Here is a 16,565-nt window from a genome sequence, read left to right on the forward strand (position 1 = left end):
CCCTTGTCCTCCCATGCCGCAGGCTCGATCTTCATGAGGTCAGGTGCGCGGATCAAGTAACAGGATAGATAGCGATGAACGTGATTGCCGAACGGCCGAGACTTCCAGCCCATGAACGGATTGCCTCGATCTCGCGGCAAATCTGGGCGGACAAATACCGCTTGAAGCAGAGCGACGGCACGCCGATCGACCTGACGGTCGAGGATAGCTGGCGCCGCACCGCGCGCGCTTTGGCCGCCGTCGAGGCGCAGCCGGCTCTGTGGGAAGAGCGGTTTTACGCCGCGCTGGAGGATTTCAAGTTTCTGCCGGCCGGCCGAATCCTGGCGGGTGCGGGCACGGAGCGGCGCGTTACCCTGTTCAACTGCTTTGTCATGGGCGACATCGAGGACGATCTCGGCCAGATTTTCGCGAATCTGCGCGAGGCCGCGCTGACCATGCAGCAGGGCGGCGGCATCGGCTATGATTTCTCCACCATCCGGCCGAAAGGCGCGGTGGTGAAAGGCGTGAGCGCCGACGCATCCGGCCCGCTTTCTTTCATGGATGTGTGGGACGCGATGTGCCGCACCATTATGTCCGCCGGGGCGCGGCGCGGCGCGATGATGGCGACGATGCGCTGCGACCACCCGGACATCGAGGCGTTCATCGCCGCCAAGCGCGAGCCGGGCCGGCTGCGCAACTTCAATCTCTCGGTGCTGGTGACCGACGCATTCATGGCGGCGGTCGATGCCGATGACGGCTGGGACCTGGTGTTCGGCGGCGTCACGTACCGCACGGTGAGCGCCCGCGCGCTGTGGGACAGCATCATGCGCGCGACCTACGATTATGCCGAGCCGGGCGTGCTGTTCATCGACCGCATCAATAAGCGCAACAACCTTTATTACTGCGAGACCATCCACTCGACCAATCCCTGCGCCGAACAGCCGCTGCCGCCTTATGGCGCCTGCCTGCTGGGCTCGATCAACCTGGCGACCTTGGTGCGCGAGCCGTTCACGGAAGCGGCGCATCTGGATGAAGCCGAGCTGGAGTCGCTGGTCGCCGTGGCCGTGCGCATGATGGACAACACCATCGACGCCTCCGGCTTCCCGCTCGAGGCGCAGCACCAGGAAGCCATGGCCAAGCGCCGGATCGGCCTGGGCCTGACGGGCCTGGCCGACGCGCTGATGATGGTGGGGCTGCGCTACGGCTCGGAAGAAGCGGCGGAAACGTCGGAACGCTGGGCGCGGCTGGTGAATCGCGCGGCCTATGTGGCCTCGGCGCGGATCGCCGCGGAGAAGGGCGCATTTCCGCTCTTCGACGCCGAGCCCTATCTCGCCGGCGCGACGGTGAGCGAAATGGATGAAGAGGTGCGCGGGCTGATCCGCAAGCACGGCATCCGCAATGCGTTGCTGACCTCGATCGCGCCGACCGGCACGATTTCGCTGCTCGCCGATAACGTCTCTTCCGGCGTGGAGCCGGTGTTCGCGCACAGCTTCGTCCGCAAAGTGACCGAGCCGGACGGCTCGAAGCGCGAGGAACTGGTTGAGGATTTCGCGGTGCGGGCCTACCGCCGGAAATTCGGCGCCGATGCGCCGTTGCCGGATACTTTCGTGACCGCGCAGACCCTGACCCCGGCCGAGCATATCCGCATGCAGGCGGCGCTACAGCGCCATGTCGACAGCGCGATTTCCAAGACCGTGAACGTGCCCGAGGACATCAGCTTCGAGGAGTTCAAGGAAGTGTATCTCGAAGCCTACGCCCAAGGCTGCAAAGGCTGCACCACCTACCGGCCGAATGCGATCACCGGCTCGGTTCTCTCGGTGACGCCGGAGCCGGCGAATGACGCGGAGGCGGTGGCCGCCGCCGCTGTGGTGCCGGTGGAGCCGAACCATTTCCCGATGCCGCGGCCGCCTAAGCTCACCGGCAGCACCTATAAGCTGCGCTGGATGGACGCCAAGCACGCTTTGTACATCACCATCAACGACATCGAGGAAGCCGGACAGCGGCGGCCGTTCGAGGTGTTCATTTCCTCCGCCAACATGGAGCATTTCAGCTGGGTGGTGGCGCTGACCCGGATGATCTCGGCGGTGTTCCGCCGCGGCGGTGAGGTGGCGTTCGTCGCCGAAGAGCTGAAGGGTATTTTCGATCCGCGCGGCGGGCAGTGGAGTGGCGGGCGCTATGTGCCGTCGCTGATTGCCGCCATCGGCGGCATCATCGAGCAGCACATGATCGAAACCGGATTCCTGGTCGTGGAAGGGCCGGCGCCGCATCAGGTTCATGCCAGCCCCGTCACGCCGGCCGCCGGCGCGCTCGGCATGCTCTGCCCCGATTGCGCGCAGCCGGGCGTGACGAAGGACGGCGCCTGCCTGACCTGCCATCATTGCGGCTGGTCGAAGTGCAGCTAGGGGAAGGGAAGGAAGCGCTACTTTTTGTGAACAAAAAGTAGCAAAAAAACTTTGTTAATCTGGGCCCGTGCCGCTTCAATGCCACCGGCCCAGTTTCAAGAAAGTTTTTGCGCCGCTTTTTTCAAAAAGCGGCTACTTTCTTACTTCGCTTCGATGGCCTTCTGCGCCAGGGCGATGGCCCCCGTCTGGGACTTTGCCGCGCCGACGAAACGCCGGACATGAACGAACACCGCATCGGCCACGCCGCTGGCGGCGGCGAGCGCTTCGGCCTGCAGCCCCGCCCAGGCTTCCGGCAGCGGCAGGCGTTGCGCGAACGAGCCCGGCTCCGGCGGCATGGTGTCGACCATCCAGTTGCCGTTCGAGGCCGGGGAGACCGCGAACAGCACCGGCAGTTCGTGGGAGAAAATCACGTTTTTCCAGGGCATGCCGCGCGGTAGGACGAGAATCCGCGGATCGGCGCCGGCCTGGTGCGCGGCCAGCACTTGCGCCTCCGCCACCAGCCGCGCCCGCAACGCGTCGACCTTGCGGCGCAGAACGCCTTCCGCGAAATCCGTCGCTTCGAGGAAGGCCGCATCGCCGGCGGTCGGGCCGCTTGCGTGCTCGCTGTCCCAGCTCGGGTTGAAATCGCCGATCAAGGCGGCGAGGGCCAGGGAATCGTGCCGCACCGGACCGTCGACCGATACGCCGTTATCGATCTCGTCGATGCGCTTGACGAGACCGTTATCGAGCTCGGCGGCGATTTTCGCGGCGAGGGAGGCATCCGCTTCGCTCAGCAGCGCGGCCACCGCGCGGGCGCCGAAAACCTGCCAGATCAGCCCGGCGGATGAGAAGGGCGTGCCGTCCGGGCGCGTTGGGGCGCCGGGCTGGTGATGGTCGAAGCGGTTGGTGCCCTGGTCGAACACGCTGCCCACATCGAAGACGATATCCCCGCTGGCGATGAGGTCGGCGTTACGGGTGCGGCGCAGACGATGGTCGCGGCCCAGCGCCAGACGCAGCACGGCATAGGCGAGCACCTCGTCACAATGGAATTTTCCGCTATGGGTGACGAAAATGGGTGGCGTTTGGTTGGGCGTCATGAAAAGTCCGATCCAAATGGCTTTGCCGGCGTGCGAATGAAGGCCATCCCCGCCGGCGGAAAAGGTCGCGCTCCTTTAGCGGCGGGGCCAAGCCCGGCGCAAGCGCGAAACGGAAAATGCTAGTCCGCCGGGGGGCGCCGCTTGAAGCTTCCCGCATGCACTTTATGTGCAGGGCACAGAACAGCGCGCCGGCAACCGGCGCCCGGCTCTGTTAGCGGATCACACGAACAGGAACATTCATGAAGGTTTACGAGTACAAAGGATTCCCCAATCCCGCCCGCGTGCGCATCGCGCTCGCCGAGAAAGGGATGCTGGACCGGGTCGCGTTCGTTCAGGTTGACGTACCCGGCGGTGAGCATCGCCAGCCTGCGTTCCTGGCGAAGAACCCGACCGCGGCCGTTCCGGTTCTGGAACTTGATGACGGCTCCTGCATCGCCGAATGCACCGCGATCACGGAGTACCTTGACCATCTCGATGGCCAGCCGGCCCTGACCGGCCGCACCCACCATGAACGCGCGATCGTGCACATGATGCAGCGCCGCGCCGAGTTCGGGCTGCTGGATGCCATCGTCGCCTATTTCCACCATGCCACGCCGGGGCTGGGCCCGGATATCGAGGTTTACCAGAACAAGGAGTGGGGCCAGCACCAGTACAAGCGCGCCCTCGAAGGGGCGCGCTATCTCGACAGCGTGCTGGCCAAGCAGCCTTATCTGGCGGGCGACTTCTTCTCGATGGCCGACATCACCGCATTCGCGGGGCTGGTTGTGTTCGATTTCCTCGGTTTGGAAATTCCGGCGGATCTCAAACATCTGAAAGCCTGGCGCGCCCGCGTCGCCGAACGCCCGAGCGTCAAGGCGGCCTGACCGCGCGGCCGCTTCAACCTGAAGCGGTCGCCCGCACCGGCGCCACAATTGTTCCGCCGGAACCTGCCGGTTCCGGCGGAACACGAGCGCGGCGGCGCGCCAAACAATGCTTGACGGCGGCCCGGGCCGGGGGGCATGTTTTCATGAAACGAGACTTGCGTTTCAGGAGAACTTCCTCATGAAGGGCGATACGAAAGTCATCGAATATCTCAACGACGCGCTGCGCCATGAACTGACGGCGGTCAATCAATATTGGCTTCATTACCGGCTTTTCGACAATTGGGGCATCAATGAGCTGGCGGCGAAATGGCGCGAGGAAGCGATCGAGGAAATGCGCCATGCCGATCGGCTGATCGACCGCATCATTTTCCTCGAAGGTTTTCCGAACATGCAGACGCTCGATGCCTTGCATATCGGAAAAAACCCCAAGGACGTCATCGAAAACGATCTGCAGCTCGAAATTCTCGCCCGGAACCTCTACACGGAGGCCGCACATCATTGCCATTCGGTCCAGGATTTCGCGACGCGCGATCTGTTCGAAAGCCTCATCCAGGACGAAGAACACCACATCGATTTGCTGGAGACGCAGCTCGACCTGATCGGCCGGATCGGCGCCGAGCTCTATACGCAGCACCATATCGGCAAGCCGGAAAAAAACTAAGCAAAAGCAAGAGGCCGCTTTTTTGAAAAAAAGCGGCGCAAAAAACTTTTTCTAACTTGGGCCTGAGGCGTTGAAACCGCACGGGCACAAAGTAACAAAAATTTTTTTGCTACTTTTTGTTCACAAAAAGTAGCCTTCCCTTCCTTTTTAATCGTCAATAGGTAGCCCGGCCGCCGGAAATGTCGAACACCGCTCCGGTGGAGAAGGAACATTCCTCGCTGCACAGCCAGGTTACGAGGGCGGCGATCTCGGGCACCAGGCCGAAGCGCTTCATGGGAATTTTCGACAGCATGAAGGCGATGTGCGTTTCGGTCATCTGCGAGAACATCGGCGTGGCGATGGCGGCCGGCGTGATGCAGTTCACGCGGATTTCCGTTTCCGCCAGCTCCTTGCCGAGGGATTTGGTGAGTCCGATCACCGCGGCCTTGGACGCGCTGTAAGCGGAGGCGTTGGGATTGCCTTCCTTGCCGGCGATGGAAGCGATGTTGACGATGCGGCCATATCCGCCGCGCCGCATATGCGCAATGACGGCGCGGTTGCAGTAATAAACCCCGTTCAGATTGATATCGATCACCTGTTTCCAGGCCTCGACTGGATATTCCTCACCCGGCACGTTGGGGCCGGTGATGCCGGCGCTGGCGACGAGAATGGCGATGCCGCCCAGTGCCTCCGCGGTGACAGAAGCGACTTCGGTCACCGAAGCGGGATCGGTCACGTCGAGTTGCGCATAATGCTGGGCTTTGATCTCCGCCGCGACCTTCGCCACGGCGGGATCCGCGTCCCACAGGCTGACGCGCGCGCCTTCGGCCAGCAGCCGTTCGGCGATCCCGCGCCCGATACCCGACGCGCCGCCGGTGACAATCGCGGTGCGCCCCTGAAATCTCGTTGCGTCCATGATCGTTTTCGTTCCTTGTTTTGTTATAAGTTAAGTAAGCAGACGCTTTTTGAAAAAAGCGGCGCAAAAACTTTTTGTTTATGCTGGGCCTGAGGCGCTCGAGCGGCACGGGCCCAGTATAACAAAGTTTTTTTGCTTCTTTTTGTTCACAAAAAGAAGCCTTTCTTCCTTTCAGCGCGTACGCGCCTCGTTGAGAATCATATCCGCCGCTTTCTCCCCGATCATGATGATCGAGGCGTTGGTGTTGGCGGAGATTAAACGCGGCATGATGGAACCATCGACGACGCGCAAGGACTCAGCGCCGTGCAGTTTCAGCTCCGGTGACACGACGGCGCCAGAGTGGGGGCCCATCGCGCAGGTGCCGACGGGATGGTAGATGGTGGTGCCGCGGGCGCGGCAATAGGCAAGCAAATCGTCATCGCCTTCGATATCGGTTCCGGGTTCGTATTCCGTCAGCAGGTAATCGGCCATGGCGGGCGCGTGCACGATGCGGCGCAAGATGCGCAGTGCGGCCACGTTGACGCGCCGGTCGGTCTCCGTGGACAGGTAGTTCACGCGGATTTCGGGAGGCATTGTGGGGTCGGCGCTTTTGATGCGGATCTGGCCGCGACTTTCGGGGCGCAGCTGGCAGACCGACGCGGTGAAACCGGAGAAGCGGTGCAGCGCGTCGCCCATCTTGTCGGTGCTGAAAGGAATGAAATGAACCTCGCAATCGGGCGTTTCATAACGTGGGTCTGTTTTGAAAAAGGCGGTGGCATAGCCGGCGGCGGTGGTCAGCGCGCCGCGCCGGTACAGAAAATAATCTAGCCCGGCGGCGACGCGTCGGCCGAGATGATGATACTCGTCGTTCACGGTGATTTTCTGGCGGCATTTGAACACCATGCGCACCTGCAGATGGTCCTGCAAATTGCCACCGACGCTGGGGGCGTCCTCGATCACGGGAATGCCGTGTTGTTGCAGCAGGTCGGCAGGCCCCCAGCCGGAGAGTTGCAGAAGCTGCGGCGAGTTGATGGCGCCGCCGGAGAGAATCACTTCGCGGGCGGCACGGGCCTCGGTGATCTGCCCGGCATGGCCGAACTGTACGCCGACCGCGCGCTTGCCTTCGAACAGAATTTTTCGCGCCAGGGCGTTGGTGACGATTGTCAGGTTCGGACGCTTCATGGCGGGACGCAGGAACGCGACGGCGGCGCTGCAGCGGCGGCCGTTGCGCATCGTCATCGGGAAATAACCGACGCCCTCCTGCTCGCCGGCATTGAATTCCTCACGCTGCGTCAGGCCCGTCTCGACGCCGGCGCGAATGAACGCGTCGCACAGGGTATGACGGTGCGGATATGAGACTGCGAGACCACCGCCGGTGCCGTGAAACGCGTCGGCGCCCCGAACGTGATTTTCGGATTTCTTGAAATAAGGCAGAACATCGTCGAATGACCAGCCGGGATTGCCGAGTTGCCGCCAAAGATCCCAATCCTGCCGCTGCCCGCGCAGATAAATCAGGCCGTTGATCGAGCTCGATCCCCCCAGAACCTTGCCGCGTGGTTGGAAAATGCGGCGGTGATTCAGCTCCGGCTCGGGTTCGGTCTCGTACATCCAATTGACACGCCGGTCCTTGAACAGTTTTCCGTAGCCGATGGGGATGTGGATCCACGGGTTGCGGTCGGCACCGCCGGCTTCGAGCAGAAGCACGCGATACCGCCCCGATTCCGTTAGCCGGTTGGCGAGCACGCAGCCGGCCGAACCGGCGCCGACGATGATATAGTCGAAAACAGCATTGGGCTCAGGCCCTTTTCCGGGCATGTATGATCCTCCTGTTTCTTCTTTCAGCTCCGCTTGCCGCGGACTTGGGTGGCCCGACCTTAATGGCAGAAAAAGGCGGGCGATAGCCTCCGCTCGACGGCAGTACAAATTTACAGAGGGCGCCGATGCGGCAGGCGGGAGCGGGGCGATGGCGCCGCGCGCGGTCTTATGCATGCGGGCGTCCGGCGTTGAGAGGTTTTCATGCCGCGCCGGTTTTTCCGGCATTTTTTAGATCCTCGATTGATCGAGGGAAATTCTTTGTCTTTCACAAGCGGGGGCACGCCGGCCGGGGGCTTGCCGGCTTCTGTATCGGGCGAGCCGGTTGCATGGAGAAATTTCGGCCCTGGAGCTTGAGCCCGGACCGGAAATGACCGGGCCGATGCCGCCGCACGGCGCGGCGCCGTGACCATCGCGCTTCGCTTGCCGCGCGGCGTTAGGCTTGGCTCGCCTGCTTTTCTATTTGGCGTGAGGTTGTGGAGTTCCGTCCGCATGATCGGCAGCGATGCTGCCTGGTGGGTGCCAGGGCGCTTCTGGGGCTGGACCGGGCCTTGATGGCATCACCTTGCTGGGGGCGCCGCGCCAGCCGCGCCCGGGTCCGGGGCGGGTGCATTTGCGGGTTCCCGATCTGCTCCCCTGTTTCGTCAGCAGCTTGCGGGTGTTCGGCCCCCCTGGGGGCGTTGGAGCTGATATGGCCGCTCACCGCCTGGCCTTACGGCGGGCAGGCGCTGGGTCTTCAGCGGGGGACCAGGTGGGGCCGGCGCCGCCACGTTCCTGCTGCTGCCGTCGCTCGGCGGGGTCGACGGCTCTTTCAGGGAGACGAGCCTGCGCGCGATCCATGTGGGCGACTCGACCAAGGCCAGGCTGCTGGGTTGCACCCAAGGGCTCAGTGGCCATGTGGCGGGCATCGCGCGGGCGATCAGCGTGCCTGACGAGCCCAACCCGTGGGGACTCGTCGCGGTGAACCCGATTTTCACCTGGGCGCGGCTGGCGCAGCGTGTGCCGGTGCAGATCCGACTCGACCATTTGCCGCCGGGAATCCAGCCGGTGGCCGGCATGAGCGCGACGATCGAGATTGAGTCGCCGCCGCGCGGCTAACGCGCCGGTGGCAACAAGGCAGGCGCCAGCAGGGTTTTTTGCTGAGCGATTTCATGCATTTGCAGGAATGCTGCCGGATCCGGACAAAGGCCGGAAACGCAAAGTGCTGCAAACCGTGCGCGATAGTCATTGACACTGCGGAGGCGCTCCAGCTAGGCCACGCAAGTGTCGACCGAAACCCTAAAACTGCCCAAAATTCTGATTCGGGGCCGCAGTTTCATGGCTTTGATCGTCGCCCCCGAGGCGCCGCTCGAACCCTGGCTTGCGGCATTGGACGCGCATATGAGCCGCTCCGCCGGATTTTTCGCGGACCGGCCGATCATCGCCAACCTGGCGGCGGTCGATGATGGGCGTCGCAACCTGGGCCAAGTGCTCGATGCGCTGGCCGCACGGGATCTCAGGATCGTCGGGCTCGAGGGGGTCGATCCCGCGCTTCTGTCCGGGACCGGGTGGGCGCATTTGCCGAAATTGTCGCAGGGCCGCGAGATGCGGGCCCAGGCGATGGCGGACCGCGAAATCACCGTGCCGGGCGCGGCTGAACCGGAACCGGCCGCCGCTTCCGTTGCGGCCGAACCGCAAGCCGCGCGGCCGGCCTCGCTCCTGATCGATCGCGCGGTGCGTTCCGGCCAGTCCATCGTGTTCGAAGACGGGGACATCATCGTCGTCGGCTCGGTGTCCTCCGGCGCGGAATTGATTGCCGGGGGCTCGATTCATGTCTACGGGGCTTTGCGGGGGCGCGCGATCGCCGGGATTCGCACCGGCGGGGCGGCACGGATTTTCTGCCGGAAGCTGATGGCCGAGCTGGTCGCCATCGACGGCATTTATGATATGGCCGAGCATTGGGGCGACGAGCGCCATGGCTGCGCGGTGCAGATCCAGCTCGATACCGATCGTCTGAATATTTCGTCCCTCGAATAGGGCGCGCCGTACATCATGCGGGAAGAGGAGATGGTATGTCTAAAGTATTGGTGGTGACATCCGGCAAAGGGGGCGTTGGCAAAACCACGAGCTCAGCCGCGCTGGGCACGGCGCTGGCGAAGGCCGGGCAAAATGTGGTGATCATCGATTTCGACGTCGGTCTGCGTAATCTCGACCTCGTCATGGGTGCCGAGCGGCGCGTGGTGTTCGACCTGGTGAATGTGGTGCAGGGCGATGCCAAGCTGGCCCAGGCGCTGATTCGCGACAAGCGGGTCGAGACGCTCTCGATGTTGCCCGCCTCTCAGACCCGCGACAAGGATGCGCTGACGGAAGAGGGCGTGGGGCGGATCATCGCCGAATTGCGCGAGAAATTCGACTGGATCATCTGCGACAGCCCGGCGGGAATCGAGAAGGGCGCGATGATGGCCATGCGCTTCGCCGATGTGGCGGTGGTTGTCACCAACCCGGAAGTCTCCTCGGTGCGCGACTCCGACCGCATCATCGGCATGCTGGATTCCCGGACGCTGCAGGCCGAGAACGGCGCGAAGCTCGAGAAGCATTTGCTGCTCACCCGCTTCGACCCGGCCCGCGCCGCGCGCGGCGAGATGCTGAAGGTCGAGGATGTGCTGGAAATTCTCGCCATCCCGCTGCTCGGCATCGTGCCGGAAAGTGCTGAGGTCCTCACCGCGTCGAACGTGGGCTGCCCGGTGACGCTGAACGATCCGGAGTCGGCTCCGGCCCGTGCTTATATCGAATCGGCACGCCGCCTGCTGGGTGAGAAGATTGAAGTTACCACGCCGGTCGAGCGCCGCGGTCTGATGAGCCGGATCTTCGGCAGAAAGGCGGTGGCATGAGCATTTTCGACCTTTTCACGCGGAAGCGTTCGGCGCCGGTGGCGCGCGAGCGCCTGCAAGTTCTGTTGGCGCATGAACGCGTGCTCAACGGCCGCGCCGATTTGGCGGCGGTGTTGCAGGAGGAAATCCTCGCCGTGATCGCCAAGCATATCCAGATCGACCGCGACAAGGTGAATGTGAAGCTGGACCGCGGCAGCCAGGTGTCGACTCTGGAGATCGACATCGAAATGCCGGAGAATGTCGCGCGGAATTGAGCGCGTGGCGGTGATGGCAAGGGAAGGCTTCTTTTTGTGAACAAAAAGAAGCAAAAAAACTCTGTTATGCTGGGCCGTGGGCATTGTCTCCGACCACGCCCATGGCCCAGCATAGAAGAAGTTTTTGCGCCGCTTTTTTCAAAAAGCGGCCGCTTTCTTATGCCAGGAGGAGCAAAGATGTGGAGCAAGGCCTGGCTGGGGGTGGCCGGATTGTTCCTGGCGCAAGCGGCCAATGCGGCGACCTTGCCGGCGCGCGCTCCGGGATTGTGGCAGAGCGTTTCCACCGTGCGCGGCCCGGATGGGCGGATTTTGCCCAATGCCGACAATGTCGTCACCGTCACCTGTGTCGATGCGGAGAATGACACCAAATTCTTCATCAGCGGCGAGAGCAGCTGCACGCGCTTAAGCATTTCCGGTACCGCGCAGCATTACGCCATCAACGGCGCCTGCAGTGAACTGGGGCAGAAAGTGACGATCCATGAAACCCTGTTCTATGAAAATGCCCGGAGCGTGCAGCTGCAGGCGCGGCTGCTTCTGCCCTCCGGCCCGGTATCGATCGCCGCGCAGCTGCAATGGCAGGGTGACTGCCTGCCGGGCATGATGCCGGGCGATGAAGGCAGCATCGTCGATGGCGCCTTCAGTAAGGCCGATAACGTCAACGATCGGGCCAATCAGTAGCGGGATGAAGAAACTCGGGCTGATGACGGCGCTGGGCTTTGCCTCCGGTCTGCCCCTGGCGCTGTCAGGTTTCACATTGTCGATGTGGCTGACCTCGGCGCATCTGGCGCTGGGGGTGATCGGGCTGACGGCGAATATCGGCCTCGCCTACACGCTGAAATTTTTATGGGCACCGGTGTTCGACGAGCTGCCGCCGCCATGGCTCGGGCGGCGGCGCGGCTGGCTGCTGATCGTGCAGGGGCTGCTGGTGGCCTGTATCGCAGCGTTGGCGCTCTCTAACCCGGCGGCACATGTCGGGTTGACGCTGGGGTTCGGTGCGGCGGTGGCGTTCGTCTCCGCCAGCCAGGACATTCTGATCGATGCCTGGCGGATCGAGAGCTTCGCGCCACGCCAGCAGGGCGCGGCGCTGGCCGCTTATGTGTGGGGTTATCGTGTGGCGTTGCTGGTCTCGGGCGCGGGCGTCATCGCCCTTTCGGCGCACACCGGCTGGAACGAGGCGCTGCTGCTGGTGGCGGGGCTGGCGCTGATCGGCCCGTTGGCGACGATGTTGGCGCCCGAGCCGGATGTGACGCGGCAGAGCGGGCCGGCCGGATTCGCCGCGCGGTTCGCTGCTTCGGTGCGGATACCATTCGCGGAATTCCTGGCGCGGCGTGGCGCACTGGTGGTGATCGCCTTCATCGTCGCGTTCCGCCTCGGCGAGGCTTTGGCGGGTGGCATGCTCGCCCCGTATTACACGTCGCTCGGCTTCAACCGGGCGGCGATCGCGGTGGCGAACGGTCCGGTCTCCTTGGCGGCGGCGCTGGCCGGTGCGGCTTTGGGCGGGGTCTTGGTGGCGCGGCTGGGCGTGGGCCGAGCCCTGCTGGTCACGTCCATATTTCAGACCGTGGCGTTGCTGATGTACCCGGCGCTCGGGCTGTTCCCGGGCCATCCCGGCATGCTGGTGGCCACCTCGGTCGTGGAGTCCTTTGCCGGCGCGCTCGCTTACGCCGGGTTCCTGACCTACCTCTCCGGCCTGTGCAATCCGGAATATACGGCGACGCAATACGCGCTGCTTTCCTCGCTGTCGCCATTGGCCTTGCACACGATCGGCGGCCTGTCCGGCGTGCTGGCCGCGTCCTTGGGCTTTATCCCGTTCTTCATCGCCACCAGCTTCGCAGCCCTGCCGGCGATGGCGCTGATGCTGGTGATCTTGAAATTCTATCCGCCGGTAGAAAGGAAGGTGGCCGCTTTTTGAAAAAAGCGGCGCAAAAACTTTTGTTTACGCTGGGCCGGTGGCGTTGAAACCAGCACGGCCCAAAGTTAGCAAAGTTTTTTGCTACTTTTTGTTCACAAAAAGTAGCGCTTCCTTCTTCCCTCCTAACCCAGCAGGGCGATCTCATCCCCCGGCCTGATCTCGCCGCCCTGCACCACCGCGGCGAACACGCCGAGCTCGATATGGCCGAAATGCTGTTGCAGCTCTTTGACCGGGTTGGCGTCGCGCTCCGCCGTGTCGGGATTCACCGACGTGGCAGCACAGCGGTCGATCGGTTCCTGGACTTCCAGCACTGTCTCGCCGACGCGGATATGCCGGCCCATCCAGGCGAATTCGGCCCAGGGTTCGATATTTTCGATATAGATGTTCGCGCGGAACCGTCTTTTGTCCCTGGTTGCGCCGGCGGCGGCCTCCAAGGCGGCGAGCGAGCCGCGGCCGATGAGGCTGATCACCTGTGTCTTGTGGTCGCAGAAACTGTGATTCGGGAAATGGTGAAAGCGCGGGGCCTTGCCGTTGGCGCCGTAGCGCGCTTCCGCGCCCAGATAGCGTGTCAGGAAAGCGGTCAGCGCGTCCTGGCCGGCCGGGGTGAAGGGATCGGCTTCAAGCCTCTGCCCTTCCGGTGCGGTCACGACGAGGCGTCTGGCCGCATCATCGAAGCAACTCTTGAGGTTGGCGATTTTGGCGTTGCGCGCCAGGCACATGAAGTGCGATTTCTGCACCCAGGCTGGATTTTCCGGGTCGAAGGCGGCGTCGCCCTGCGCCAACGCAAAAGCACGGTCCCAGGGCAAGCAGCGTCCTGGGGCAAGGTGGGCGCCATTCAGCGTCTCCGGGGATAGGCCTTTGACGGGATAGCGATAAAGCGACTCTATGTGCATCAAATCCAAACCTCTTGAGGCAAATCATGGCCTTACCCATATCAGGTTGGCAAGTCTCGGTCGCTGCCTCATGAGGGGTGGTCGGGGCGGTTGCCTGAAAAAAGGAACCAGACATGGATTTTGAAAAATTTACGGAACGGGCCCGCGGTTTCGTGCAGGCGGCGCAGACGATTGCGGTGCGCGAATATAATCAGCAAATCACGCCGGAACATCTGCTGAAAGCGTTTCTGGACGATGAGGAGGGTGCTGCCAGCGGCTTGATCCGCATGGCCGGTGGCGACCCGGCCGGGGTGAAGATGGCGGTGGATGCGGCGGTGGCGCGCATTCCCAAAGTGCAGGGGGCGGGGGCCGGCCAACCGATGATCACGCCGGATCTGGTGCGGGTGCTCGACGCTGCCCAGCAGGGCGCGGCCAAGGCGGGCGATGAATATGTGGCGCAGGACCGGCTGTTGGTGGCGCTCGCGGCCAGCGACACGCCGGCCGGACGGGCGCTGAAGAGCGCCGGGGCCACGCCCAAGGCGCTCGAACTCGCGGTGAATGAGCTGCGCAAGGGTCGCAAGGTGGACAGTGCCACCGCGGAGCAGCAATTCGACGCGCTGAAAAAATACGCGCGCGATGTGACGCAGCTGGCCCGCGACCAGAAGCTCGACCCGGTGATTGGCCGCGATGAGGAGATCCGCCGCACCATCCAGGTACTGGCGCGGCGGACCAAGAACAATCCGGTGCTGATCGGTGAGCCCGGCGTAGGCAAGACCGCGATCGTCGAAGGGCTGGCGCTGCGCATCGCCAATGGCGACGTGCCGGAATCGCTGAAGAACAAGCGGGTTTTGGCCCTCGACCTCGGCGCGCTGGTGGCCGGCGCCAAATTCCGCGGCGAGTTCGAGGAGCGGCTGAAAGCCGTGCTCAAGGAGATCGAGAGCGCGGAGGGCGAAGTGATCCTGTTCATCGATGAGATGCACACGCTGATCGGCGCCGGCAAGGCGGATGGAGCGATGGATGCGTCCAATCTGCTGAAGCCGGAGCTGGCGCGCGGCGCGCTGCATTGCGTCGGCGCCACCACGCTGGACGAGTATCGCAAGCACGTGGAAAAGGACGCGGCTTTGGCGCGGCGCTTCCAGCCGGTTTATGTGTCCGAGCCGAGCGTCGCGGACACGATTTCGATTCTGCGCGGCATCAAGGAAAAATACGAGCTGCATCATGGCGTCAGGATCACTGACGCCGCGTTGGTTGCGGCCGCGACTTTGTCGAACCGCTACATCACCGACCGGTTCTTGCCCGACAAGGCGATCGATTTGGTGGATGAGGCGGCATCGCGCCTGCGCATGCAGGTGGACAGCAAGCCGGAAGAGCTCGACGAGCTGGACCGCCGGCTGATCCAGATGAAGATCGAGCGCGAGGCGCTGCGCAAGGAAGATGATTCGGCCTCCGCCGAGCGGCTGGGCAAGCTCGAGCAGGAGCTGGCGGCGCTGGAGGAGAAATCCAACACGCTGACCACGAAATGGCGTGCGGAGAAGGACCAGCTGAACGAGACGCAGAGGCTGAAAGAGCAGCTGGACCAGGCGCGCAACGATGTGGAGCTGGCGCAGCGCAAGGGAGATCTCGCCCGCGCTTCGGAACTGCTCTACGGCAAAGTTCCTGAGCTGGAGAAGAAGCTCGCCGCGCACAGCGATGAGCGCATGGTCGATGACGCGGTGACGGAGGAAAGCATCGCGTCCATCGTCTCGCGCTGGACCGGCGTGCCGGTGGAAAAGATGCTCGAGGGCGAGCGCGCCAAGCTGCTGCATATGGAGGATAATCTGCGGCAGCGCGTGGTGGGGCAGGAGGCGGCGTTGCTGGCCGTTTCTAACGCCGTGCGGCGGGCGCGGGCCGGGTTGCACGACCCGAGCCGGCCGATCGGCAGTTTCTTGTTCCTAGGCCCGACCGGCGTGGGCAAGACCGAGCTTACCAAGGCGCTGGCGGAATTCCTGTTCGACGATGAGCGGGCGATGTTGCGCATCGACATGAGCGAGTTCATGGAAAAGCACGCCGTCTCCCGCCTGATCGGCGCACCGCCGGGTTATGTGGGCTATGACGAGGGCGGCGTGCTGACCGAGGCCGTGCGCCGCCGGCCTTATCAGGTGATTTTGTTCGACGAGGTCGAGAAGGCGCACGAGGATGTCTTCAACATTCTGCTGCAGGTACTCGATGACGGACGGCTGACCGACGGGCAGGGGCGGACGGTGGATTTCCGCAACACGATCATCGTGCTGACCTCGAATCTGGGCAGCGACATTCTCGCCGCGCAGGCCGAGGGCGAGGATGTTCGCATGGCCGAGGCGGCGGTGATGGCGCGGGTGCGCGAGCATTTCCGGCCGGAATTCCTCAACCGGCTGGATGAAATCGTGCTGTTCCGCCGCCTGCAGCGGGCCGACATGGCGACGATCGTGTCGATCCAGTTAAGGCATCTGGAGCATCTGCTGGCCGACCGGCACATCCGCATTGCCTTGGATGAGGGCGCCCGGGCCTGGTTGGCGGAGGCGGGGTATGACCCGGTCTATGGGGCGCGGCCGCTGAAGCGCGTCATCCAGCGGAACCTGCAAAACCCGTTGGCCGGGCTTATTCTGGAGGGGACGGTCAAGGATGGCGACACCGTGCAGGTGACGGCCTCCGATGCCGGCCTGGTGATCGGCGGGCATTTGGCCGAGGCGGCGTAAGCGTTTGTAGCGGATATCGGCAGCTGGTCATGCTATGGATGCATGGCCGGCTTGCCGGTGAAGAAAAATCCGTCTTCCAGGTTGATTGGTAGTTTGCGCCTGAGTTTCTAACGAAAAACGAGATCTTTTTCCTCCATGACGTTGTGTTGACAGTGGAGGTGGGTGGCGAGTAGAAGGCGCTCCACGCGATTGGCGTTTGGCTGGTTGGCACCGGAGACGGTGCCGTTTTAATTGGCTGGTGCTGGTTGTTTTGATGTTTGACAATTGAATAGGCTG

Annotated in this window: 14 protein-coding genes; 10 read left to right on the forward strand and 4 right to left on the reverse strand. The window is 63.4% G+C overall.

The genetic code is table 11. From position 1 onward, the window contains the following. Positions 1–74 precede the first annotated feature (74 nt). A complete protein-coding gene (locus tag VNC39_RS15095; RefSeq protein WP_325400474.1) occupies positions 75–2,381 on the forward strand; it encodes an adenosylcobalamin-dependent ribonucleoside-diphosphate reductase in 2,307 nt (768 codons plus the stop codon). 140 nt (positions 2,382–2,521) lie between these two features. Here the strand turns inward: VNC39_RS15095 and VNC39_RS15100 are convergent, their stop codons facing one another. Further along, positions 2,522–3,457 carry an MYG1 family protein gene (locus VNC39_RS15100; protein WP_325400475.1) on the reverse strand — a complete coding sequence of 312 codons (936 nt, stop codon included), beginning with the start codon at positions 3,455–3,457 and terminating at the stop codon, positions 2,522–2,524. Positions 3,458–3,696: 239 nt separating this feature from the next. On the opposite strand from VNC39_RS15100, the gene VNC39_RS15105 reads away from it, so the two are divergent. After that, entirely contained in the window at positions 3,697–4,320 is a 624-nt protein-coding gene (locus VNC39_RS15105; RefSeq protein WP_325400476.1) for a glutathione S-transferase family protein, read from the forward strand. Between the two features lie 178 nt (positions 4,321–4,498). Then, positions 4,499–4,981, forward strand: coding sequence for a bacterioferritin (gene bfr, locus VNC39_RS15110; protein WP_325400477.1), 483 nt, complete (start codon positions 4,499–4,501; stop codon positions 4,979–4,981). Between the two features lie 154 nt (positions 4,982–5,135). On the opposite strand, the gene VNC39_RS15115 is transcribed toward bfr, so the two are convergent. Both VNC39_RS15115 and VNC39_RS15120 read right to left on the reverse strand, forming a co-directional pair. After that, positions 5,136–5,876 (reverse strand): SDR family NAD(P)-dependent oxidoreductase, encoded by a 741-nt coding sequence (locus tag VNC39_RS15115; RefSeq protein ID WP_325400478.1) that lies wholly within the window; start codon positions 5,874–5,876, stop codon positions 5,136–5,138. 171 nt (positions 5,877–6,047) lie between these two features. Then, positions 6,048–7,670 (reverse strand): GMC family oxidoreductase, encoded by a 1,623-nt coding sequence (locus VNC39_RS15120; RefSeq protein WP_325400479.1) that lies wholly within the window; start codon positions 7,668–7,670, stop codon positions 6,048–6,050. 837 nt (positions 7,671–8,507) lie between these two features. Here VNC39_RS15120 and VNC39_RS15125 point away from each other — a divergent pair. The 6 genes from VNC39_RS15125 to VNC39_RS15150 all read left to right on the forward strand — a co-directional run bounded on the left by VNC39_RS15125 (position 8,508) and on the right by VNC39_RS15150 (position 12,703). Further along, positions 8,508–8,765 (forward strand): hypothetical protein, encoded by a 258-nt coding sequence (locus VNC39_RS15125; protein WP_325400480.1) that lies wholly within the window; start codon positions 8,508–8,510, stop codon positions 8,763–8,765. A 219-nt stretch (positions 8,766–8,984) separates the two neighbouring features. After that, on the forward strand, positions 8,985–9,683 hold the full coding sequence (gene minC, locus VNC39_RS15130; protein ID WP_325400481.1) for a septum site-determining protein MinC: 699 nt from the start codon (positions 8,985–8,987) through the stop codon (positions 9,681–9,683). Positions 9,684–9,718: 35 nt separating this feature from the next. After that, the gene (minD, locus tag VNC39_RS15135) at positions 9,719–10,537 is read left to right on the forward strand and encodes a septum site-determining protein MinD (protein ID WP_325400482.1); all 819 of its coding nucleotides are present in this window, start codon (positions 9,719–9,721) and stop codon (positions 10,535–10,537) included. Continuing rightward, a complete protein-coding gene (gene minE / locus VNC39_RS15140; RefSeq protein ID WP_325400483.1) occupies positions 10,534–10,791 on the forward strand; it encodes a cell division topological specificity factor MinE in 258 nt (85 codons plus the stop codon). Before minD ends, minE begins: the two co-directional genes overlap by 4 nt. Before the next feature lie 177 nt (positions 10,792–10,968). Next, positions 10,969–11,469 (forward strand): DUF3617 domain-containing protein, encoded by a 501-nt coding sequence (locus tag VNC39_RS15145; RefSeq protein ID WP_325400484.1) that lies wholly within the window; start codon positions 10,969–10,971, stop codon positions 11,467–11,469. Between the two features lie 4 nt (positions 11,470–11,473). Further along, positions 11,474–12,703 carry an AmpG family muropeptide MFS transporter gene (locus VNC39_RS15150; protein WP_325400485.1) on the forward strand — a complete coding sequence of 410 codons (1,230 nt, stop codon included), beginning with the start codon at positions 11,474–11,476 and terminating at the stop codon, positions 12,701–12,703. Positions 12,704–12,825: 122 nt separating this feature from the next. Here VNC39_RS15150 and VNC39_RS15155 read toward each other — a convergent pair whose 3' ends face one another. Next, positions 12,826–13,596: an MOSC domain-containing protein gene (locus tag VNC39_RS15155; protein ID WP_325400488.1), complete on the reverse strand. Its 771-nt coding sequence runs from the start codon at positions 13,594–13,596 to the stop codon at positions 12,826–12,828. A 113-nt stretch (positions 13,597–13,709) separates the two neighbouring features. On the opposite strand from VNC39_RS15155, the gene clpB reads away from it, so the two are divergent. After that, a complete protein-coding gene (gene clpB, locus VNC39_RS15160) occupies positions 13,710–16,289 on the forward strand; it encodes an ATP-dependent chaperone ClpB (protein ID WP_325400486.1) in 2,580 nt (859 codons plus the stop codon). The last annotated feature ends 276 nt before the right edge of the window (positions 16,290–16,565 follow it).

Source organism: Acidocella sp. (genome assembly GCF_035535915.1).
GTDB lineage: Bacteria > Pseudomonadota > Alphaproteobacteria > Acetobacterales > Acetobacteraceae > Acidocella.